Source organism: Kitasatospora sp. NBC_01250, assembly GCF_036226465.1.
GTDB lineage: Bacteria > Actinomycetota > Actinomycetes > Streptomycetales > Streptomycetaceae > Kitasatospora.
In genome coordinates this window covers 7,944,123-7,962,690 of record NZ_CP108476.1, presented here as the reverse complement: position 1 = coordinate 7,962,690, position 18,568 = coordinate 7,944,123, and the positions used below count along the sequence as shown (strand labels likewise).

The window sequence follows — 18,568 nt, the reverse complement described above, 5'->3', positions numbered from 1 at the left end:
CCGGCGGGGCGCGGCACCCGGCCGGGTGGGGATGGCACATTCCGCTGATTTTGCCCGGTGACACGAGCATGATGAGTGCGGGCACCCGTCTGCCAGTCGCGGACCGAACGTTCGGTGGGTGCCCCGCAGTTGTCGGACGGTCCGCTTCCGAAAGGGGCTCCCTCCCATGAACGCCAGCACGTCGCAGCAGGTCGCCGACCCCGTGGCCGGCCCCGCGCCCGATCCCGCGCCGCCCTCGGCCCCGCGGCCGGGCCCGGCCGTTCGCCGGGTCGCGGTGGTGGGTGCCGGCGCGGCGGGCACGCTGACCGCCGCGCAGCTGCTCCTCGGCGCGACCGAGCGCCAACTTCCGCTGGAGGTCTGGCTGATCGACCCCGCCGAGACCACCGGCCCCGGCGTCGCCTACGGCACCGAGGACCTGCGCCACCTGTTGAACGTCCCCGCCTGCGGGATGAGCGCCTTCCCCGACGACCCCGACCACTTCCTGCGCTGGCTGGCCGCCTGGGAGCCCTGTCCGGCTTCGGCCGACGGCTACCAGCCGTACGACTTCCTGCCCCGGCACACCTACGGCCGCTACCTCACCCACGTGCTGCACCAGGCCCTCGCGGCGGCCGGCGGCTACGGCCGGCTGCACCACGTGCGCCGGCGGGTGGTGGACGCCGCCGCGCTGCCGGAGGGCGTCGAGCTGACGCTGGCCGACGGGGAGCGGGTGAGCGTGCAGGCCGCCGTGCTGGCACTCGGCCTGCGCCCGCCGGGCCGGCACTGGGCACCGGCGGCGCTGCGCGAACACCCCGCCTTCGTCGCCGATCCCTGGGCACCGGGGGCGCTCGCGGCGGTGCCGGCGGACGGCGAGGTACTGCTGGTCGGCACCGGGCTGACCATGGCCGACACCGCCGTCTCCCTGGCCCGCCCCGGCCGGGTGGTGCACGCGGTGTCCCGCCACGGTCTGGCCCCGCACGGCCACCATGCCACCCCCGCACCGGCGTTGAGCGCTCCGGACGGCCTCGCGACGGCGGCCGGCCTGACCGGGCTGCGCCGCGTGATCCGCCACCACCTGGCCCGCGCCCGCCGCGACCACGGCGACTGGCGCCCCGGCATCGACGGCCTGCGCCCGCACACCAGCGCCCTGTGGCAGCGCCTGTCCGAGGCCGACCGCCGCCGGTTCCTGCGCGAGGACCTGCGCCAGTGGGAGGTGCACCGCCACCGCCTGGCCCCCGCCACCGCCGCCGCCCTCGCGGAGCTGCTCGACCAGGGCCGGCTGACCATCGCCGCCGCCGAGGTCGCGGACGCCGAACCCGCCGAGGGAGGGGCGGTGCGGGTGCGGTTGAGCGACGGACGGCAGCTCACGGCCCGCGCCGTGGTCAACTGCACCGGCGCACCGGCCGAGTTGACCAGCAGTGACGACGCGCTGCACCGCGCCCTGTTCCAGCGCGGCCTGGCCACCGAGGGGCCCATCGGCCTGGGGCTGGCCACCGCGGCGGACGGGCGGCTGCGACCGGCCGCGCCGCAGGCACCGGCGCCGCTGTGGACGCTGGGGCTGCTGCGCCGGGGCGAGTTGCTGGAGTCCACCGCGATGCCGGAGATCCGCGGCCAGGCCGCCGAGGTGGCCGACGCCGTGCTGACCACGCTGACCGCCGCCGAGCCGCCGGCGTCGCTGGCCCCGGCCACGCGCTGAACCCTGCCACGCGCTGAACCGGGCCGCACGCTGAGCCGGGCTGCGTGCTGAACCGGGCCGCTCGCTGAGCCCCGCCGCGAGTGGAGTCCTGCTCAGCCCGCCACGGCCACCAGCCGGTAGCCGTGGCCCCGGACGGTCTCGATCAGGCAGTGCGCGCCCGCCTCGTCCAGCTTGCGGCGCAGCGCGGCGACGTAGACCTCGACGATGTTGACGTCACCGCGGAAGGCGCTGTCCCAGACGCTGTCCAGGATCTCGGTCTTGGACAGCGCCTGGCCCGGGCGCCGGATCAGGCACTCCAGGACGCCGAACTCCTTGGGCGTCAGCCGCAGCACCTCCCCGTTCACCGTGCAGGCGCGGGCGGCCGGGTCGACCCGCAGACCGCCCACCTCCAGCACGGCCGGGCGGGCGCCGGCGCCGCGCCGCAGCAGCGCCCGCAGCCGGGCGGTCAGCACCACGTAGGAGAACGGCTTGCTGAGGAAGTCGTCGGCCCCGCAGTCCAGCGCCTCCGCCTCGTCGTACTCGCCGTTCTTCGCGGTGAGCATCAGGATCGGCACCGGGTTCTCGTCCCGGCGCAGCTCCTGGCAGATCCGGAAGCCGTTCATCCCGGGCAGCATCAGGTCGAGCACGATCGCCGCGTACTGCCCGCCGCGGGCCTGTTCGAGCCCGCTCAGACCGTCGCCGACGACGTCCACCACATAGCCCTCGGCTCGCAGTCCCCGGCTGAGCGACTGCGCGAGCCGTTCCTCGTCCTCGACCATCAGTAGGCGCACGGCCTCAGCATAGGCGAGCGGTGCAGCGGCCCCGGAGCCCGCCCGAGAGCGCCCGGGGCGGTGGGCCCGGCGGTCGCCGGAAGCCGGCGGTCAGCGGAAGCAAGCGGTCAGTGGAAGAAGGTCGCGATCGCGAAGACGACCAGGATGGCCGCGATGCCGATCAGCAGGCCGACCCCGCTCGGCACCCGACCGCCGCGCCCACCGCGCCCGCCGGAGCCCCACCGGCTCACCGGCACCAGGGGCTGCGAGACGTCCCCGTCGTGGTGCCGGTGATGGTGTCCGCCCCCGTGGTGGTGCCCGCCGTGGTGGTGCCCACCGCCGAAATGTCCCCCGTGGTGTCCGCCGCCGAAGTCGCCACCACCGCTGTGACCGTCCATCAGAACCTCCGTAGCAAAGGCCTCTTGCCCCCAGAGTCGCACCGCCGGGGCCCGGGAAGCCTCAAGGGAAGCTCTGAGCCGCGGCGCCGCGGCGCCGCAGCGCCGCCGCCCCCGGGCCGGGCAGCTCCGGACCAGGCAACCCCAGGACCGCGTGACGCCGCCCCTACCACCCTTTCTTGACCGTACGTTCTTGATTGATCTACGCTCCCGACATGGCCAGGACCAAGGAGTTCGATCCCGCCGCCGCGCTGCAGTCCGCCCTGGAGCTGTTCTGGGAGCGCGGCTACGAGGCCACCTCGATGGCCGACCTGGTGGAGCGCCTCGGGGTCGGCCGGGCGAGCCTGTACGCCACCTTCGGCAGCAAGCACGACCTCTACCTCGCGGCGCTCGACCGGTACGAGGAGCTGGTCGGCCCACGCCTGCTGGCCGAGCTCTCGCAGCCGGGCCCGGCACTGCCGGCGGTGCGCGCGCTGCTGCGGCGCTTCGCCCTGGAGGCGGTCGGCGAGCAGCGCGAACGCGGCTGCTTCGTCGTCAACACGGCGGCCGAACTCGCCTCCCACGACAGCGAGTCGGCGCGCCGGGTGCTGGCCAGCTGGGACCAGCTGGAGACCCTGCTGGCCTCGGCGCTGACCCGGGCCAGGGCCCAGGGCGAGCTGGGGGCGGGCAAGGATCCGCGAGCCCTGGCAAGGCTGCTGCTGGTCCTGCTGCAGGGCGTGCGGGTGATCGGCAAGGCCACCGGCGACGACGGCCGGGTCAGGGACGCGATCGCCCAGGCGGAGTCGCTGCTCGGCTGAGCCCGGCGGTTCGCGCCTGCCCGCCCCGGCGCATGCACTCATTCAGGAACGATCATTCCAGATAGCTCATCCCGTCAGACCCACAGAAACGGAACCACCACCATGAGCACGACCAGCACCGCCCGCTTCACCGACCGGACCGTCCTCGTCACCGGTGGCGGTTCCGGCCTCGGCCGGGCCATCGCGCTCGCCTTCGCCGCCGAGGGCGCCAAGGTCGCCGTCGCCGGCCGCACCGCGCACAGCCTGGACGAGACGGTCGGGCTGATCGAGGCCGCGGGCGGCCGGGGCCTGGCGGTGGTGGCCGACACCACGCGTCCCGCCGAGGTCGAGGCGCTGGTGCGGCGGACGGTCGAGGCGTTCGGCGGACTCGACGTGGCCGTCAACAACGCCGGGATCCTGCGCGGCGTCGGCCCGGTGGCCGAGGTCGCGCACGCGGACTGGCAGGAGCTGCTGGAGACCAACGTCACCGGCGTCTGGCTGGCCATGAAGCACGAGATCGCCCACATGAAGGCGCACGGCGGCGGCGCGATCGTCAACATCGCCTCCAACCTCGGCGCCCACCGGCGGATCCCCAACGTAGTCGCCTACGCGACCAGCAAGGCCGCCGTCTCGGCGCTGACCAGGGGCGCCGCGCTCGACCACATCGGCGACGGCGTGCGGATCAACGCCGTCAGCCCCGGTGCGTCCGCTACCAGCATGTCGCTGCGCCCGGGCGAGAGCGAGGCGCAGCGGGCGGACCGGATGAAGGCCGAGACGCCGCTGGGCCGGGTCGCGCAGGTGGCCGAGGTGGCGGCGGCCGTCCTCTACCTGGCCTCGGACGCGGCCGGTGCGGTCGTCGGCACCGACCTGGTGATCGACAGCGGCTCGGCGGCCTGACCGGTCCCTGCGGTGCGGCGCCTCACTCCTTGACCGCCCCCGAACTGCCGCCCCGCACGAAGTGGCGCTGGAAGACGAAGAAGACGACCGCCACCGGAATGGTGGCCAGCAGCGCGGCGGTCAGCTTGAGCGGGTACTGGGTGCCCGAGCCCAGGCCGCCGGAGACGAACTGCACCAGGCCGGTGGTCAGGGTGGCGTGGCCGGCCGACTGGGTGGTGACCACGAAGTGGGTGAACTCGTTCCAGGAGCCCTGGAACGACAGGACGGTGAGGGTGATCAGCGCGGGCCTGGCCATCGGCAGGATCACCGACCAGTAGGTGCGCCAGACGCCCGCACCGTCCACCCGGGCGGCCTCCTCGATCTCGCGCGGGACCGACTCGAAGAACTGCTTCATGATGAAGACGCCGACCGCGTCCACCAGCAGCGGCACGATCATCGCGGTGTAGCTGTCGTAGATCCCGAGGTACTGCACCACCAGGAACTTGGGGATCATCAGCACCACGCCCGGCACGGCCATCACCGAGATCAGCGCCACCGTCAGCAGGCCCCGGCCCGGGAAGCGCAGCCGGGCCAGCGCGTAGCCGGCCAGCGAGTCGAGGAACACCCGCCCGAGCGTGACCACCGTGGTGACCAGCACCGAGTTGCCCAGCCAGGTGGTGAACGGGACGGCGTCCGAGCCGCCACCGCCGAACAGCTGCTTGTAGCTGGCCAGCGTGAACGGGTGCGGGATCAGGCTCAGCGGCGCGGAGGCGGCCTGCGGGTCGGTCTTGAAGGTGGTGGCCAGCTGGAGCACGAAGGGCAGCAGGAAGACCAGCGCCAGCAGCGACAGCAGGAGTGTGCCGAGCAGCGGCGGCGTGCCGGAGCGGGTGCGCCGGGGCGGGCCGGCCGGTGTGCCCCGCCGGTCGGTCGGCGCGCTCATCGGCCTGCCCTCCGGACCCGGCTCCTGCCGGTGCCGCGCCCGTCGCGTTCGCGCAACACCAGGCGTTGCAGCCCGGTCATCAGCAGGATGATCGCCAGCAGCACGAAGGAGATCGCCGCGCCCGTGCCGTACTGCGCGTCCTTGAAGCTCACGCTGTAGGAGAGGTAGGCCGGGGTCAGCGTGGTGTTGGCGGGTGCGCCCTGGCTCATCACGTACACCTGGTCGAAGACCTGCCAAGTCCCGATCAGGCCAAGGGTGACGACCAGGAAGAGGACCGGTCGCAGGGCCGGCACGATGACATGGCGCAGCACCTGGCGCCGGTTGGCGCCATCCAGCCTGGCCGACTCCAACTGCGCCTCGGGGATGTCCTGCAGGGCCGCGAGGAACATCAGCATGAAGGTGCCCGAGGTGGTCCAGACGACCAGGAAGATGATGGTGCACATCGCGATCGACGGCCCGGAGAGCCAGTCCCACCAGGAGAGTCCGAGCATGCCGTGGTCGGCCAGCGCGGCGGGCGGGGCGGCCGGGTCGACCACGCCGAGGCCGCCGAGCACCACCCAGACCAGGCCGCGCGCGTCGGTGAACCAGTTCGGCCCCTTGATGCCGACCCACTTGAGCAGGCTGTTGACCGCACCGCTGCTCTGGAAGAGGAAGAGGAACACGGTGGAGACCGCGATCGAGCTGGTCACCGACGGGAAGTAGAACGCGGTGCGGAACAGGCCCTTGCCGCGCAGCCGCCGCTGGTTGACGGCCAGCGCCAGCAGGAGGGCGAGGCCGGTCTGCAGCGGGACGACCAGCAGCACGTAGTAGAGGTTGTTGCGCAGCGAGGTCATGAAGAGCGTGCGGGTCAGGCCGTCGTGCGTGAAGAGGTCCTGGTAGTTGCGCAGGCCCACGAAGTCGGCGGCGCCGGAGAACGGGTTGGACTGGCCGTCCCAGTTCAACAGGCTGACCCAGAGCGCCATCACGACGGGCAGCACCAGGAAGAGTCCGAGGATCACCACCATCGGGCTGACGAAGAGCCAGCCCCACGGGCCCTGGCCGCGGGTGGCGGCAGGCGCTCTCACCGGGCGCTTCCGCTCAGCGCGCTCTCGCCGTTCTTCTGCAGGTCGGCCAGCAGCTTGGCCGGGTCGCTGGTCGCCAACTGCGCGAGCGAGGAGTTGAACTGGGCCATCACCTGGCGCATATTGGGTGCGTTCACCGGGAGTTGGGCGTAGGAGGTGCCGTCGGCCCAGGCGGTGGACTTCGGGTCCTGCTGCTTGAAGGTGGTCAGCAGCGTCTGCTTGGAGGGCATCACGCCGACCGTCCTGGCAAAGGTCAACTGGTTGCTGTCGCTGGTGAGTTCGTTGATCAGTGCGACCGCCGCCGCCTGGTGCCGGCTCTTGGCGGCCACGCCCCAGCAGTCGGTGAAGTCCATCGTGCCCTTGCCGGCCGGCCCCTCGGGCAGCGGGACGAGCGTGTACGGGGTGTTCGGGTAGTCCTTGGCCATCGCGCCGGCAAGCCAGTTGCCCTCGATGGTCATCGCGGCCCTGCCCTTGCCGAAGGCCTCGCCGCCCCAGCCCGCGTCCAGGTCCTTGGGGAACTTCAGCACCCCGTCGGTCAGCAACTTCTTGACGTAGCCCAGGGCCTGGACGTTGCTCTGGTCGCTCGCCGTCATCTTGGTCTGGTCGGCGTTGGTCAGCCAGCCGCCCGCCTGCTTGAAGAAGCCGCCGAGCTCGTTGTAGTCGGCGTTCACCGACAGGCCCGTGACACCGTTGCCGGTGAGCTTGCCGGCCACCGCCGCCAACTGGTCCCAGGTCTTGGGGTAGTCGGCGTCGGTCAGCCCGGCCTTGTGCCACAGGTCGGTGTTGATCGCCAGCGCGAGCGTCGACTGGTCCTTGGGCGCGCAGTAGAGCTTGCCGCCGTAGCTGAACGCGCCGAGCAGGGTGGGGCTGAAGGAGTCGCGGTCCTTGAGCTGGTCGCCGTAGGCGTAGAGGGCACCGCGCTCGGCGTAGGTGGAGAACTGGTCGGAGGAGACGTAGAAGACGTCGGGCGGGTTGTCGCCGGCGAAGGCCTGGCCCAGCTGCTGGTCCATGTTCTGCGCGACGTCCACCGTGACACCGTTGCCGGTCGACTTCGCCCAGGCGGCGGTGGCCGCCTTCACCGCGTCGGTCTCCGCGGCGCCGGAGGTGGCGATCAGCACGGTGAGCTGCTGTTTGCCCGAACTCTGCTGACTGGCAGCGGTCTTGCCGAAGCCCGAGGAGCAGGCCGTGGCGAGCATGGTGAGCGTCAGTCCGCCGACCGCGAGGGGAAGAAGGGCTATGCGGCGCATGGTCGTCCTCCGAGCGTCAGATCCGGTGGTGCGAGGGATGGGGGCGGTGCTCCGGACGGGCCCGCGGGGAAGGTCTAGCGGAGGATGCCACCCGGCCGGGCACCCGGCCGTGAGCTCTGCCGCACGATCAGACGGGGTGCCAGGAGCAGTTGCTCGCTCTCCCGTCCAGGGTCGGCCAGCCGGGCCAGCAGCAGCCGCACGCAGTCCTGGGCGACCTGCTCCAGTGGCTGCTCCACCGAGCTGAGGGCCGGGTCGAGCAGGGCCGCGATCGGCGAGTCGTCGAACCCGGTGACGGCCACGTCCTGCCCGGGACGCAACCCCCGTTCGCGCAGCACGTCGTAGCAGCCGAGCGCCAGCGTGTCGCTGAGCGCCACGATCGCGGTCACCTCGCGCTCCAGCAGCACCCGGGCGGCGCGGCGGGCGTCCTCGGCGGAGTTCACCGCGGCGGCCCGCAGCCCGGTGAGCGACAGGCCGCGCCGCTCCAGCGCCCGGCGCCAGCCCTCGGCCCGGTCCTCGCCCGCGTCGCTGTCCTGCGGCCAGCCGAGCAGGCCGATCAACTCGTGCCCGGCGGCTGCCAGATGCTCGGCGGCGGCCTCGGTGCCCGCCGCACCGTCCACGTCCACCCAGTCGCCGAATCCCTCCTTGCCCCAGGAGCGGCCGAAGGCGACGAACGGCACGCCGTTGTCGTGCAGCCAGCGGTGCCGGGGGTCGGCAGTGCGGGTGCGGTCCAGCACGAACGCGTCCACCGCCTGCTCGCGCAGGAGTTGGTCGTAGCGCTCGATCTCCTGCTCGGCGTCGGCGGCCGGGAAGACCAGCAGCCGGTGGCCCACCGCGTCGGCCGCCTCGGTCAGCGCGTGCAGGAAGCGGTCGTGCACCGCGTTGGAGCGGCCCGCGATGCTGGGCTCCAACGCGTAGCCCAGGGTGCGCGACTCGCGGCGGCGCAGCGAGCGGGCGGCGGCGTGCGGCCGGTAGCCCAGCTCGTCGATCGCCGCCCGGACCCGGGCGAGGGTCTCGGGGCGCAGCAGCTCGGGGCTGTTGATCGCGTTCGAGACCGTCTGCCGGCCGACCTGCGCGTGGGCCGCGACCTCGGCCATGGTCGCGGGACGGGACCGGGGTTGCGGCGCGGTCCGTGACCGGGAGGCCGACGGGGACTGGGAAACCCCGTGCGAGGGAACGTCTTTGTCCATCTCCTGCGCCATCCGATGTTTCGGGTACGGTGTTGGTCGGATCGATTGGATCGTTCCAACTCTCCGATCGACGCTGACTGTACACGCCGCTCCCGGGAAATCAAGAAGGTCGAGGTCCTCAGAAGATGACGCACGACAGCTCTCGCCCCACCCCGCCGGCCGCTGAGCACCTCACCGCCCAATCCTCCTCCGCTGCCACGTCGCAGACGGAAGGTCAGCCGTTCGTCCACGACGCCAGGATCGTCCTGTGGGCGCCCTCCTTCGTGGCCTCGCGGTCCGACGGCGACCTCGAGTCGGCCGTCGACGGCTTCTACCACGGTGACCGGCGCTACCTGCGCTCGCTGCACGTCACCGTCGACGGGGTGCGGCTCGCGGCGACCAACGCGGTGACCGAGGCGGCCGATCGCGCCCTCTTCGAGGCAGTGCTGCGCCAGGTCGGGCAGAGCACGGCCGACCCCGCCGTCACGCTGCGCCGGGAGCGCTCGGTGGCGCCGGCCCGCTTCACCGAGCTGATCGAGGTGACCAACCACGGCTCCCAGCAGGTGGCGTGCACGCTGCGGGTCACCGCGCGGGCGGACTTCGCCGCGATGGACGCCGTCAAGGCGGGCGCGCGACCCGCCACGGTTCCGGCCGCCTGCGAGGGGTCGGGGCTGGCCTGGACGGCGGGCGGCGACCGGCTCACCCTGACCGCTGGCGATGCCACCGCCGACGGCGCCACGAGCGACGATGCGACCATCGGTGCCGACGGCGACGAGGGCACCCTGCTCTTCCCGCTCTCCCTGGCCCCCGGCCAGACCTGGCGCCGGGTGCTCACCGCCCGTGCCGAGAGCGGCACCCCCACCCCCTTCGCCCCCGTCGCGGCCACCGAGCGCCCCTGGGACACGCTCGAAGTCAGCTGCGCCGACGCCGACTTCGCCCGCCTGCTGAGCCAGTCCGAGCAGGACCTGAGCCGCCTGCTGCTGGCCGACCCCGAGGCTCCCGGCGACCTGTTCGCAGCGGCCGGCGCCCCCTGGTTCCTCACCCTGTTCGGCCGCGACTCGCTGTGGACGGCCCGGATGCTGCTCCCCCTCGGCACCGGCCTCGCCGCGGGCACCCTGCGCACCCTGGCCCGCCGCCAGGGCCGGGCCACCGTCGCCGCCACCGAGGAGCAGCCCGGCAAGATCCTGCACGAAGTCCGCGCCGAGCAGCAGGCGTTGGCAGGCGGCACCCGGCTGCCCCCGCGCTACTTCGGCACCATCGACGCCACCCCGCTGTGGATCTCGCTGCTGCACGACGCCTGGCGCTGGGGCCTGCCGGACGCCGAGGTCGCCGCACTGCTGCCGAACCTCGAAGCCGCCCTCAGCTGGCTGACGGAGTACGGCGATCCGGACGGCGACGGCCTGCTGGAGTACATCGACGCCACCGGCACCGGCCTGGCCAACCAGGGCTGGAAGGACTCCGGCGACTCGATCCGCTTCCGCGACGGCTCCCAGGCCAAGGCCCCCATCGCACTCTGCGAGGTCCAGGCCTACGCCCACCAGGCGGCACTCGCCGGCGCCGACCTGCTGGACGCCTTCGGCCGCCCCGGCGCCCCCCGCTACCGCGACTGGGCCGCCCACCTCCAGCAGGCGTTCCGCCGCAGCTTCTGGGTGGCCGACGAGCACGGCCGCTACCCCGCCATCGCACTCGACGCCGACAAGCGCCCGGTGGACTCGGTCACTTCGGGCATGGGCCACCTGCTGGGCACCGGCCTGCTCGACGCCGCCGAGAGCCGCCTGGTCGCCGACCGCCTGCTGCACCCGGGCCTGGCGGACGGCTACGGCCTGCGCACCTACGCCACCGGAAACGGCGGCTACAACCCGCTCGGCTACCACGTCGGCAGCATCTGGCCGCACGACACCGCGATCGCCGTGCACGGCCTGGCCCGGGCCGGTTTCTCCGACCACGCCCGCCGACTGGCCGAGTCCCTGATCGCCGCCGCACCCGCCTTCGACTCCCGACTGCCCGAACTCTTCGCCGGCACCCCCCGCCACGCCTCCCGCCGCCCCGCCCCCTACCCCGCCTCCTGCCGCCCCCAGGCCTGGTCGGCAGCCGCCGCCGTCGCCCTCCTCCAAGCCTTGCTCGGCCTGGAGGCGGACGTCCCCGCCGGGCGCCTCACCCTCCGCCCCGCCACCGGCACCACCCTGCTCCCCCTCACCGTCACAGGCCTGCGGGTGGCCGGCGCACCCCTCACCGTCCACGCCACCCCCGACGGCACAGTGCGGGCCCACACCCCGGCAGCGGTGACGGTGGACGTGCAGCGGGCAGCACCGGTCCGCGCAAGCTGACCGGCCCCCACGCTTGGCAACCGCGGCCCGGTGGCGCAGGGCGGCCGGTCACGGAAGCAAGGGGGTTGCCATGCATGACTGCTCCTCAGTGCGACGGGATGTCTTCGACCCTGCCATCACGTAGCGGGCGCTGGCGGCGGTCCACTCCGTCAGCGCCCGACGGAACCGGTCCAGACTCAGCGCGAAACGACTTGTCGCTGCGTCGAGGTCGTCATCCCGGACCGCCGTGTACAGCCACCAGAACCGGCACTCCTCGGCGTCCAGAAGCACCCGCACCTGCTCCTGCGCCTCAGAGCGGGACAGCCCTTGACCAACCATCAGGGCACTCGTCGCAGTGAAGCTGTCCGCCATGTCGGCAGCGAGGTCGTTGGTCAGGAACCCGACCGTGGAGAAGCTGCGGAGGAGTGACTGCACCAGGGCGTCATCCCAGTCGGGAGTGATGCACTGCTCGGCCAGCTCGCACCACATCGCGGCGAGCAGCATCGCACCGTCCGCAGGCCGGAGCGTCAGGTACTCGCGCAGCGTCGGGGTCCGCACCGGCTGTACGAAGTCGGTCAGCTTGGCGGAGGCCGCGTGCACCCAGCCTTCCAAGTGGGCGACGTAGCGTTGCCACCAGCCGGTCGGCATCAGCTCCCGGGTAGTCCCGAGCAGCTCCGCCAGCGCGTGCACCGTGGGATGGTCGACCGGCGAGGGCCGTGCACTCCCACCGGCAACCAGCAGGAGGGAGAGGGTAAACTCGCCCACGGTCTGGGGCGATTCGCCGACCAACTCGCTGTCGAACACGTCATCCACCGCCCAGGTCCACAGCGCCCACCTCGTCGCCAGGTCCAACTCCGCGCCACTCGCGGTCGGCCACGCGGCGAGGCAGAGGTCCACGTAGCCGTGCGCCAGGTAGCCGGCGGGGTCCGGGTGCAGGCGGTACTGGGTGAGGAACGTCGCGGCACTGATGTAGAGGTCGGCGTGCCTACGGTCGGTGATGGTCACCGGTGCACCCCACCGGCATGGTCGGCACGCGTGACCACGGCCGGGGCCAGCGGCCCGTCTGCATCGCCGCAGATGACGCATGCCCGCTCGTGCAACTGGTCATAGGCCAGAGCGCGCGTCGCGACCGGTCGCGACATCTCCATGGCGACCTTCGCCTTCACCTGAGTGATCGTCATATTGCCTTGCTTTCAGCTGGACCAGCACCCCATTTCGGGCTACAGGAGTAGTCTCGACGCAGACACACTCCGTGACGATGAACAGAGTGTCCGCACCTGTCCGCATCTCTGCGGACACTGCGGACCCTGCGGGGGCACCGATGGCCGAGACCTTCGCCGAAGCGCTGCGGCGCCTGCGTGGAACCCGATCCGTGCGCGACGTTGCACGGATCGCCGCCTGCGGGAAGACAGTCGTGAGCGACCTGGAGACGGGGCGCCGACAGCCCACGACTTCGATGGCACAGGCATTGGACGCTGCGCTCGACGCCGGCGGCCTGCTGATCTCACTCGCTGCCGGTCCTCCTGGCATGCCGGGCGCTGCCCGCGCCGCCCGGGTTCAAGCCGGCTTCGCCGAGCTACTCGCCGCCGACGACATCACGACAGTCAGCCTTGAGGAGTGGGAGTTCACCATCGCACGGCACGGCCGAGCCACCAGATACCGGCCCGAAGGCGAGCTGCTGGACGATCTCCTGACCGCCTTCGTGGACCTTCGAGCGCTCCTCGCGCACCGCCATCCGCCGCAGATCCGTCGGCGCCTGCTCGCCGCGTGTGCGTCCCTGTCCGGCCTGCTCGCGCTCACCCTGCTCCGACTCGGCGACCCCGGCGCCCGGGACTGGTGGCGAACGGGTCGCGCCGCAGCCACCCAGGCCGAGGACCGGCAGGTGCTCGCCTGGATCTACGCCCAGGAGTCCTACCAGCTCTACTACAGCAGTGATTTCGCAGGAGCAATCGAGCTTGCGGTCCGGGCTCAGCAGTTAGCCGGTGGCCTGCCCTGTGTCGCTGATGCGTTGGCCGCACCACTGGAGGCACGCGTGCACGCGCGCGCTGGCCGCCATGACGAGACCGATGACGCGCTGCGCCGGGCCGAGCGAGCACTCTCCCGGCTCGCCCCCGAGGATCAGCAGTCAAGTGCCCTCGGCTACGACGCTGCCCAACTCGCCTCCCACAGTGGCAGTGCATGGACACTGTTGCACGACACGGCACGGGCCTGGGAACAGCAGCAGCGCGCGCTGGAGCTGTATCCGGTGGAGCAGCGACTCGACCGGGTGCTGGTAGCACTCGACCGCGCCCAATGCCTCTCTCACGACGGACGACTTGCCGAAGGGGCAAGCCTGGCCGTCGAGACGATCGAGGCCGTGCCCGTGGAGCACCGGTCCGCTCTGCTGCTCTACCGCGCCCGGGATCTTGCGGATAGCGTGCCGACGACCGACCGACGACTGCCGGAGGTGCGGGCGCTGCGCGATCTGCTGGCGCTCCCCTCCGCCGAATGAGAGGCAGCCCATGGGACTCGACATCGCACAGGCGACCGCCGCCGACGCCGAGGTGATCGCCACCATCCTCGGCGAAGTGGAGGAGTACTACGGTGGTGAGCTCATCGCTCCTCCGGTCGCCGACGTGGCAGCCGCACTCTTCGGAGGGCAGCCCGCCGCCCGGGTACTGCTCGCACGCCAGGGCGACCAGGTCGTCGGACTCGCCGCAGTCTGCCGACTGTGGCCGGCAGCCGGCGCGGACACCAGCCTGTACCTCAAGGAACTCTTCGTCCGCTCGGCGGCACGTCGCCGAGGAGTGGCCAGGGCGCTGATGACAGCCGTGCGCGATGAGGCCCGCGCCGCGGGCTGTGCGCGCGTCGAGTGGACCGCCGACCGTGATAATCCGCCCGCGCTGGAGCTGTACGCCGCGCTGGGCGTCGAGCCGGAACAGAGCAAGGTGTTCTACCGCACGACCGTTGGCTCCGCCCCGGTGGAGGCGGACAGGCCCGCTGAGTAGCTCCCCTGTCGCGCCGCCGGGTGAGCCGGCCGGCTCAGTCGGGAGCGGCGCCCCGGAGCTTGGGGGCGCTGCCGGGGGGGGTGACAATTCCAGGTATGCCCGAACCGACCACTCCTGCCGTCCCCCGCACCTGGCCGCGCGTCCAACTGGCCGACCAGCCACCCGGGGTGACCGCCCTGTCCTTGCCCTTGCTCGGCACCAGCTGGGTCCGGCGCGGCCTGCGGTACTGGTGGCGCCGGGTCTGGGCGCTGGCGCTCTTCGCCGTGGTGCCCGCCTTCCAGGTCGGCCTCTGGCGGGGCCTCCTGGAGGACGACCACCGAGGTGGGCACCTCGACGGCTCGGCATGGCTGCTCGTGGCGTTCGGTGTGCTGGGCACGTTCGAGGGTGTGCGAATATACCTGTTCAAGGAGGGAATCCCGTTCTTCCGGCTGTGGGCCGACCCGCGTCCGGCCGTCCGCGTCCCCTACAGACTGGCGGTGGCGGCCTACCTGCTGGTGGTGGCCGCCATGACGCCCGGGATCTATCTCTCCCTCATGATCGAGTGGCTGCACCCCGTCATCCCCTTCGAGCGTGCCGCCCGCGCTGACCTGGACGCCCAGCTCCGAGCGTGACCGGCGCAACCGCGCCGTACCGCGCACCGGCCAGCCATCACGCGGCCAGGCGCCCCACCCGGCCCAGCGACGCGCCCACCAACGGGTGACCGGCGCGCCCGCGTGGCCCGGGCGTTGCTAGAACGGGACGGCCCTGTCCGGCGCCGAGGGGGAGGATCCCGATGACCCTGAGCACGCTGCTGCCGATCACGAGCAGCACCGGCCGCACCGCATGACCACGCTGGCCACCGCCGTGCTGCGGCTGAACGCCAGGCCGATCGACTACGCGCTGCTCGCCGTCTACTTCGCGGTGGTGCTCGGTATCGGCGCGCTGGCCCGGCGATCGGTCGCCTCCAGCCTCGACTTCTTCCTCTCCGGGCGTTCGCTGCCCGCCTGGGTGACGGGGCTGGCGTTCATCTCCGCCAACCTGGGCGCGGTCGAGATCTTCGGGATGACCGCCAACGGCGCGCAGTTCGGCATCCCGACCGTGCACTACTACTGGATCGGCGCGGTGCCGGCGATGGTGGTGCTCGGCCTGGTGATGATGCCGTTCTACTACGGTTCGCAGGTGCGCAGCGTGCCCGAGTTCCTGCTGCGCCGCTTCGGCTCGTTCGCCCACCTGGTGAACGGGCTCAGCTTCGCGATCGCGCAGGTGCTGATCGCCGGGGTCAACCTCTACGCGCTGGCCACGGTGGTCAACCTGCTGCTGGGCTGGCCGATCTGGGTGTCCATCATCATCGCCGCGGTGATCGTGCTCGCCTACACCACGCTGGGCGGGCTGTCCGCCGCGGTCTACAACGAGGTGATGCAGTTCTTCGTGATCGTGGCGATGCTGGTGCCGCTCACCCTGGTCGGGCTGCACAAGGTGGGCGGCTGGCACGGGCTGACCGACCGGATCAAGGCGGCGAACAGCGACTCCGCCGCCCAGTTGCACGCCTGGCCGGGCAGCAACCTGACCGGGATCTCCAACGCCACGCTCTCCGTGATCGGCATCGTCTTCGGCCTCGGCTTCGTGCTCTCCTTCGGCTACTGGACCACCAACTTCGCCGAGGTGCAGCGGGCGTTGGCCGCTCGCGACATGTCCGCCGCCCGCCGCACCCCGCTGATCGGCGCCTATCCGAAGGCGCTGCTCGCCCTGGTGATCGTGATCCCCGGGATGCTCGCGGCCGTGCTCTCCCCCGAGTTGGCGCGGTACAAGGCGAGCGGCGGCACGCTCGACAACGGGGTCACCTACAACAACGCGATCGAGCTGCTGATCCGCGACCTGCTGCCGTCCGGGATGCTGGGTGTGGCGATCACCGGACTGCTGGCCGCGTTCATGGCGGGGATGGCGGCGAACGTCAGCTCGTTCAACACGGTCTTCACGTACGACCTCTGGCAGGCCTACGTGGTGAAGGACCGGCCGGACGCGTACTACCTGCGGGTGGGGCGCACGGTGACCGTGCTGGGCTGCGCCATCGCGATCGGCACGGCCTTCATCGCCCGTGGCTACAACAACATCATGGACTACCTGCAGACGCTCTTCTCCTTCTTCAACGCCCCGCTCTTCGCCACCTTCGTGCTCGGCATGTTCTGGAAGCGGACCACCCCGGTGGCCGGCGGGGTCGGCCTGATCGTAGGCACCGCCTCGGCGCTGACGATCGACCAGCTGAACCGGCACCACGTGCTGCACATGTCGGGGCAGGGGCCGAGCTTCGTGGCGGCGAGCGCCGCCTTCGTCATGGACATCCTGGTGAGCGTGGCCGTCACACTGGTCACCACACCCAAGCCGGACAGCGAACTGGTCGGCCTGGTCTGGGCGTTGACACCGCGCGACGAGCTGAAGAAGCGGACCTCGCCGCAGGACGCGGGCTGGTACCGCAGCCCGGCCCTCCTCGGCGCCGGCGCCCTGCTGCTCGCCACCGTTCTCAACATCATCTTCTGGTGACACCCGAGCTTCCACCAAGGGGCAGCACGCGATGACTTCGCCCGACGGCCACGATCACGGCCATGGCCACGGCCTCCCGCCACAGGCCACCACCACCGGCAGCACCGGCAGGGCGGGCCTGCTCGACCTGCGCTGGATCCTCGCGGCGCTCTTCACCTGCTACGGCGCGGTGCTGACCGTGCTGGGCGCCGCGTTCACCTCCGCGGCGGACCGGGCGCTGGCGGGCGGGGTGAACGTCAACCTCTGGGTGGGCATCGGCATGCTGGTGATGGCCGCGGCCTTCGCCGGCTGGGCCCGCTGGCGCCCGATCAGCCTGCCGGAGCCGGACCTGCGACCGGGGCCCGGCGACGAAGCGGAACCCGGCCATGCACCAAACTGATTCGCTCAACGAACTATCAGCTCGGTCCCAGCACACCCCCAGGATCGACCGGCCCCGAACCACCAAAACCGCTGCCAGGACCCCACCGCCTGCCGTACGCTGACCGTGTGGGAAAGGCCGCGAGCGAGCAGAGCGAGCACGTGAATGAACGACTGGGAGTCGTCACCGCACTGGTGCGTTCCTCCTTCCTGGTGAACTCGGCCTACGCCGAGTCGAGCCGGGCCTATGGGCTGACGCCGCAGCAGGGGCAACTGCTCTGCGTGCTGATGGCGCATCCGTACGGCATGAGCGAGTTGGGCACGGTGCTCGGGCTGGCGAAGTCGAGCCTCACCGGCCTGGTGGACCGCACCGCCCAGCGTGGCCTGGTCCAGCGGGTGCCCGACCCACGGGACGGCCGCGCCGTCTGGGTCGCGCTCACTCCGGCGGGCGGCAGACTCGCCGAGGAGTTCTACGCCGAGACCTGCCGCCGGGTCGACCAGCTGCCGACCAGTCTCGGCGAGGACGAACGGGCCCTGCTCGCCGACCTGCTCAGCCGCGTCCTGCGGGACAACCAGGTGCCGGTGGTCTTCATGGACCTGGACGAGGGCCGCACCACAGCCGCTCCCCCGCGGCAGAAGTCCGCCCGCTCCTTGCAAAAACTTTAATCAGCACGGAACGCGCCGGTGACAACCCCCTGATAGCCCCGAAGAACCGGCATCGACGACGCCAGACAGCCTGTACTACGGTACAAAAATGATCACGATCATCGAGGAACTCGACCGCTCCGGCGCCCGACTCGCCACCGGCCTCGCCGCCCTGACCGATGCCGAGGTGCGCGGGCCGTCCGCGCTGCCGGGGTGGAGCCGGGGCCACGTGATCAGCCACCTGTCCCGCAGTATCGACGCCTACCGCTGGATGCTGGCGGTGGCACACACCGGAACCGAGCCCGGTCCGCGTCCCGGCAGCGCCGAACTCGCCCACGCCACCGAGGCCGGCGCCGGGCGCCCGGCCGCCGAGCTGGCCGCGGAACTGCGCGAGCAGCTCGCCCGGCTGACCGCCGACGCCGCCGCGCTGCCGGCCGACCGGTGGGAGGTGCTGGTCAGCGCACTGGCCGGCTGGCGGCACCCGGCCTGGTACACCCTCAACCGCTGCTGGCGCGAACTCGAGACCCACCACGTCGACCTGGACCTCGGCTACCGGCCCGCCGACTGGCCCGCCGCGTACGTGGCCTGGGCACTGGACGACACCGCCACCGCGCTCGCCGCCCGCGCCTTCCCGCTCGCCCGGATCGAGGCCACGGACCTGGACCGCTCCTGGAACATCGCCGCAGTCGGCCCCACCGCGACCGGCCCGGGCCACACCCTGCTCGGCTGGCTCAGCGGTCGCGCCACCCCTGACGCCGCAGCGCTCGGCGTCGACGGCGCCCCGCTGCCCGCCCCGCCCGCCTGGCCACTGCCCGCGGTCACCTGGAGCTAGAGCCGGACAGGCCCTGAGCCCCGGCCCGGGGCTGAAGCCGCC

General features: G+C 72.1%; 19 protein-coding genes. 11 read left to right on the top strand and 8 right to left on the bottom strand.

Features of this window, described 5'->3' with window-relative positions; genetic code table 11:
* Nucleotides 1-166 precede the first annotated feature (166 nt).
* Nucleotides 167-1,672: an FAD/NAD(P)-binding protein gene (locus OG500_RS33650; protein WP_327070620.1), complete on the top strand. Its 1,506-nt coding sequence runs from the start codon at nucleotides 167-169 to the stop codon at nucleotides 1,670-1,672.
* Between the two features lie 92 nt (nucleotides 1,673-1,764).
* Here the strand turns inward: OG500_RS33650 and OG500_RS33645 are convergent, their stop codons facing one another.
* Nucleotides 1,765-2,442 carry a response regulator transcription factor gene (locus OG500_RS33645; RefSeq protein ID WP_327070619.1) on the bottom strand — a complete coding sequence of 226 codons (678 nt, stop codon included), beginning with the start codon at nucleotides 2,440-2,442 and terminating at the stop codon, nucleotides 1,765-1,767.
* Between the two features lie 107 nt (nucleotides 2,443-2,549).
* Nucleotides 2,550-2,819 (bottom strand): hypothetical protein, encoded by a 270-nt coding sequence (locus OG500_RS33640; RefSeq protein WP_327070618.1) that lies wholly within the window; start codon nucleotides 2,817-2,819, stop codon nucleotides 2,550-2,552.
* 212 nt (nucleotides 2,820-3,031) lie between these two features.
* Here OG500_RS33640 and OG500_RS33635 point away from each other — a divergent pair, with 212 nt between their 5' ends.
* A complete protein-coding gene (locus tag OG500_RS33635) occupies nucleotides 3,032-3,613 on the top strand; it encodes a TetR/AcrR family transcriptional regulator (protein WP_329585731.1) in 582 nt (193 codons plus the stop codon).
* 102 nt (nucleotides 3,614-3,715) lie between these two features.
* Entirely contained in the window at nucleotides 3,716-4,489 is a 774-nt protein-coding gene (locus OG500_RS33630) for an SDR family NAD(P)-dependent oxidoreductase (RefSeq protein ID WP_329585728.1), read from the top strand.
* A 22-nt stretch (nucleotides 4,490-4,511) separates the two neighbouring features.
* Here the strand turns inward: OG500_RS33630 and OG500_RS33625 are convergent, their stop codons facing one another.
* The 4 genes from OG500_RS33625 to OG500_RS33610 all read right to left on the bottom strand — a co-directional run bounded on the left by OG500_RS33625 (nucleotide 4,512) and on the right by OG500_RS33610 (nucleotide 8,810).
* The gene (locus tag OG500_RS33625) at nucleotides 4,512-5,408 is read right to left on the bottom strand and encodes a carbohydrate ABC transporter permease (RefSeq protein ID WP_327070615.1); all 897 of its coding nucleotides are present in this window, start codon (nucleotides 5,406-5,408) and stop codon (nucleotides 4,512-4,514) included.
* On the bottom strand, nucleotides 5,405-6,472 hold the full coding sequence (locus OG500_RS33620) for a carbohydrate ABC transporter permease (protein ID WP_327070614.1): 1,068 nt from the start codon (nucleotides 6,470-6,472) through the stop codon (nucleotides 5,405-5,407). Before OG500_RS33620 ends, OG500_RS33625 begins: the two co-directional genes overlap by 4 nt.
* The gene (locus tag OG500_RS33615; RefSeq protein ID WP_329585724.1) at nucleotides 6,469-7,716 is read right to left on the bottom strand and encodes a sugar ABC transporter substrate-binding protein; all 1,248 of its coding nucleotides are present in this window, start codon (nucleotides 7,714-7,716) and stop codon (nucleotides 6,469-6,471) included. Before OG500_RS33615 ends, OG500_RS33620 begins: the two co-directional genes overlap by 4 nt.
* Nucleotides 7,717-7,790: 74 nt before the next feature.
* Nucleotides 7,791-8,810 (bottom strand): LacI family DNA-binding transcriptional regulator, encoded by a 1,020-nt coding sequence (locus OG500_RS33610; RefSeq protein ID WP_327070612.1) that lies wholly within the window; start codon nucleotides 8,808-8,810, stop codon nucleotides 7,791-7,793.
* A 218-nt stretch (nucleotides 8,811-9,028) separates the two neighbouring features.
* On the opposite strand from OG500_RS33610, the gene OG500_RS33605 reads away from it, so the two are divergent.
* The gene (locus OG500_RS33605; protein ID WP_329585721.1) at nucleotides 9,029-11,209 is read left to right on the top strand and encodes an amylo-alpha-1,6-glucosidase; all 2,181 of its coding nucleotides are present in this window, start codon (nucleotides 9,029-9,031) and stop codon (nucleotides 11,207-11,209) included.
* A 48-nt stretch (nucleotides 11,210-11,257) separates the two neighbouring features.
* Here the strand turns inward: OG500_RS33605 and OG500_RS33600 are convergent, their stop codons facing one another.
* Together OG500_RS33600 and OG500_RS33595 are read right to left on the bottom strand one after the other, a co-directional pair.
* Complete coding sequence (locus OG500_RS33600; RefSeq protein ID WP_329585718.1) at nucleotides 11,258-12,193, bottom strand: terpene synthase family protein; 936 nt, start codon at nucleotides 12,191-12,193, stop codon at nucleotides 11,258-11,260.
* Nucleotides 12,190-12,369: a hypothetical protein gene (locus OG500_RS33595; RefSeq protein ID WP_327070609.1), complete on the bottom strand. Its 180-nt coding sequence runs from the start codon at nucleotides 12,367-12,369 to the stop codon at nucleotides 12,190-12,192. The genes OG500_RS33600 and OG500_RS33595 overlap by 4 nt, the downstream gene beginning before the upstream one ends.
* A 140-nt stretch (nucleotides 12,370-12,509) precedes the next feature.
* Here OG500_RS33595 and OG500_RS33590 point away from each other — a divergent pair, with 140 nt between their 5' ends.
* The 7 genes from OG500_RS33590 to OG500_RS33560 all read left to right on the top strand — a co-directional run bounded on the left by OG500_RS33590 (nucleotide 12,510) and on the right by OG500_RS33560 (nucleotide 18,526).
* A complete protein-coding gene (locus tag OG500_RS33590) occupies nucleotides 12,510-13,679 on the top strand; it encodes a helix-turn-helix domain-containing protein (RefSeq protein ID WP_329585715.1) in 1,170 nt (389 codons plus the stop codon).
* A gap of 10 nt (nucleotides 13,680-13,689) precedes the next feature.
* Nucleotides 13,690-14,175 carry a GNAT family N-acetyltransferase gene (locus tag OG500_RS33585; protein ID WP_327070607.1) on the top strand — a complete coding sequence of 162 codons (486 nt, stop codon included), beginning with the start codon at nucleotides 13,690-13,692 and terminating at the stop codon, nucleotides 14,173-14,175.
* Between the two features lie 95 nt (nucleotides 14,176-14,270).
* A complete protein-coding gene (locus tag OG500_RS33580; RefSeq protein ID WP_329585712.1) occupies nucleotides 14,271-14,786 on the top strand; it encodes a hypothetical protein in 516 nt (171 codons plus the stop codon).
* A gap of 211 nt (nucleotides 14,787-14,997) precedes the next feature.
* The gene (locus tag OG500_RS33575) at nucleotides 14,998-16,692 is read left to right on the top strand and encodes a sodium:solute symporter family protein (RefSeq protein ID WP_329585709.1); all 1,695 of its coding nucleotides are present in this window, start codon (nucleotides 14,998-15,000) and stop codon (nucleotides 16,690-16,692) included.
* A 31-nt stretch (nucleotides 16,693-16,723) separates the two neighbouring features.
* On the top strand, nucleotides 16,724-17,071 hold the full coding sequence (locus OG500_RS33570) for a hypothetical protein (RefSeq protein ID WP_327070604.1): 348 nt from the start codon (nucleotides 16,724-16,726) through the stop codon (nucleotides 17,069-17,071).
* Nucleotides 17,072-17,223: 152 nt separating this feature from the next.
* Nucleotides 17,224-17,715 (top strand): MarR family winged helix-turn-helix transcriptional regulator, encoded by a 492-nt coding sequence (locus OG500_RS33565; RefSeq protein ID WP_327071787.1) that lies wholly within the window; start codon nucleotides 17,224-17,226, stop codon nucleotides 17,713-17,715.
* A gap of 88 nt (nucleotides 17,716-17,803) precedes the next feature.
* Nucleotides 17,804-18,526: a maleylpyruvate isomerase family mycothiol-dependent enzyme gene (locus tag OG500_RS33560; RefSeq protein ID WP_327070603.1), complete on the top strand. Its 723-nt coding sequence runs from the start codon at nucleotides 17,804-17,806 to the stop codon at nucleotides 18,524-18,526.
* The last annotated feature ends 42 nt before the right edge of the window (nucleotides 18,527-18,568 follow it).

Bases quoted from the DNA above. Each gene is read 5' to 3' on its own strand.
- OG500_RS33575 (WP_329585709.1), top strand. From the start codon at position 14,998: ATGACCACGCTGGCCACCGCCGTGCTGCGGCTGAACGCCAGGCCGATC.
- OG500_RS33590 (WP_329585715.1), top strand. From the start codon at position 12,510: ATGGCCGAGACCTTCGCCGAAGCGCTGCGGCGCCTGCGTGGAACCCGA.
- OG500_RS33650 (WP_327070620.1), top strand. From the start codon at position 167: ATGAACGCCAGCACGTCGCAGCAGGTCGCCGACCCCGTGGCCGGCCCC.
- OG500_RS33640 (WP_327070618.1), bottom strand. From the start codon at position 2,819: ATGGACGGTCACAGCGGTGGTGGCGACTTCGGCGGCGGACACCACGGG.
- OG500_RS33635 (WP_329585731.1), top strand. From the start codon at position 3,032: ATGGCCAGGACCAAGGAGTTCGATCCCGCCGCCGCGCTGCAGTCCGCC.
- OG500_RS33595 (WP_327070609.1), bottom strand. From the start codon at position 12,369: ATGACGATCACTCAGGTGAAGGCGAAGGTCGCCATGGAGATGTCGCGA.
- OG500_RS33630 (WP_329585728.1), top strand. From the start codon at position 3,716: ATGAGCACGACCAGCACCGCCCGCTTCACCGACCGGACCGTCCTCGTC.
- OG500_RS33560 (WP_327070603.1), top strand. From the start codon at position 17,804: ATGATCACGATCATCGAGGAACTCGACCGCTCCGGCGCCCGACTCGCC.
- OG500_RS33610 (WP_327070612.1), bottom strand. From the start codon at position 8,810: ATGGCCGAGGTCGCGGCCCACGCGCAGGTCGGCCGGCAGACGGTCTCG.
- OG500_RS33570 (WP_327070604.1), top strand. From the start codon at position 16,724: ATGACTTCGCCCGACGGCCACGATCACGGCCATGGCCACGGCCTCCCG.
- OG500_RS33580 (WP_329585712.1), top strand. From the start codon at position 14,271: ATGCCCGAACCGACCACTCCTGCCGTCCCCCGCACCTGGCCGCGCGTC.
- OG500_RS33605 (WP_329585721.1), top strand. From the start codon at position 9,029: ATGACGCACGACAGCTCTCGCCCCACCCCGCCGGCCGCTGAGCACCTC.
- OG500_RS33625 (WP_327070615.1), bottom strand. From the start codon at position 5,408: ATGAGCGCGCCGACCGACCGGCGGGGCACACCGGCCGGCCCGCCCCGG.
- OG500_RS33585 (WP_327070607.1), top strand. From the start codon at position 13,690: ATGGGACTCGACATCGCACAGGCGACCGCCGCCGACGCCGAGGTGATC.
- OG500_RS33615 (WP_329585724.1), bottom strand. From the start codon at position 7,716: ATGCGCCGCATAGCCCTTCTTCCCCTCGCGGTCGGCGGACTGACGCTC.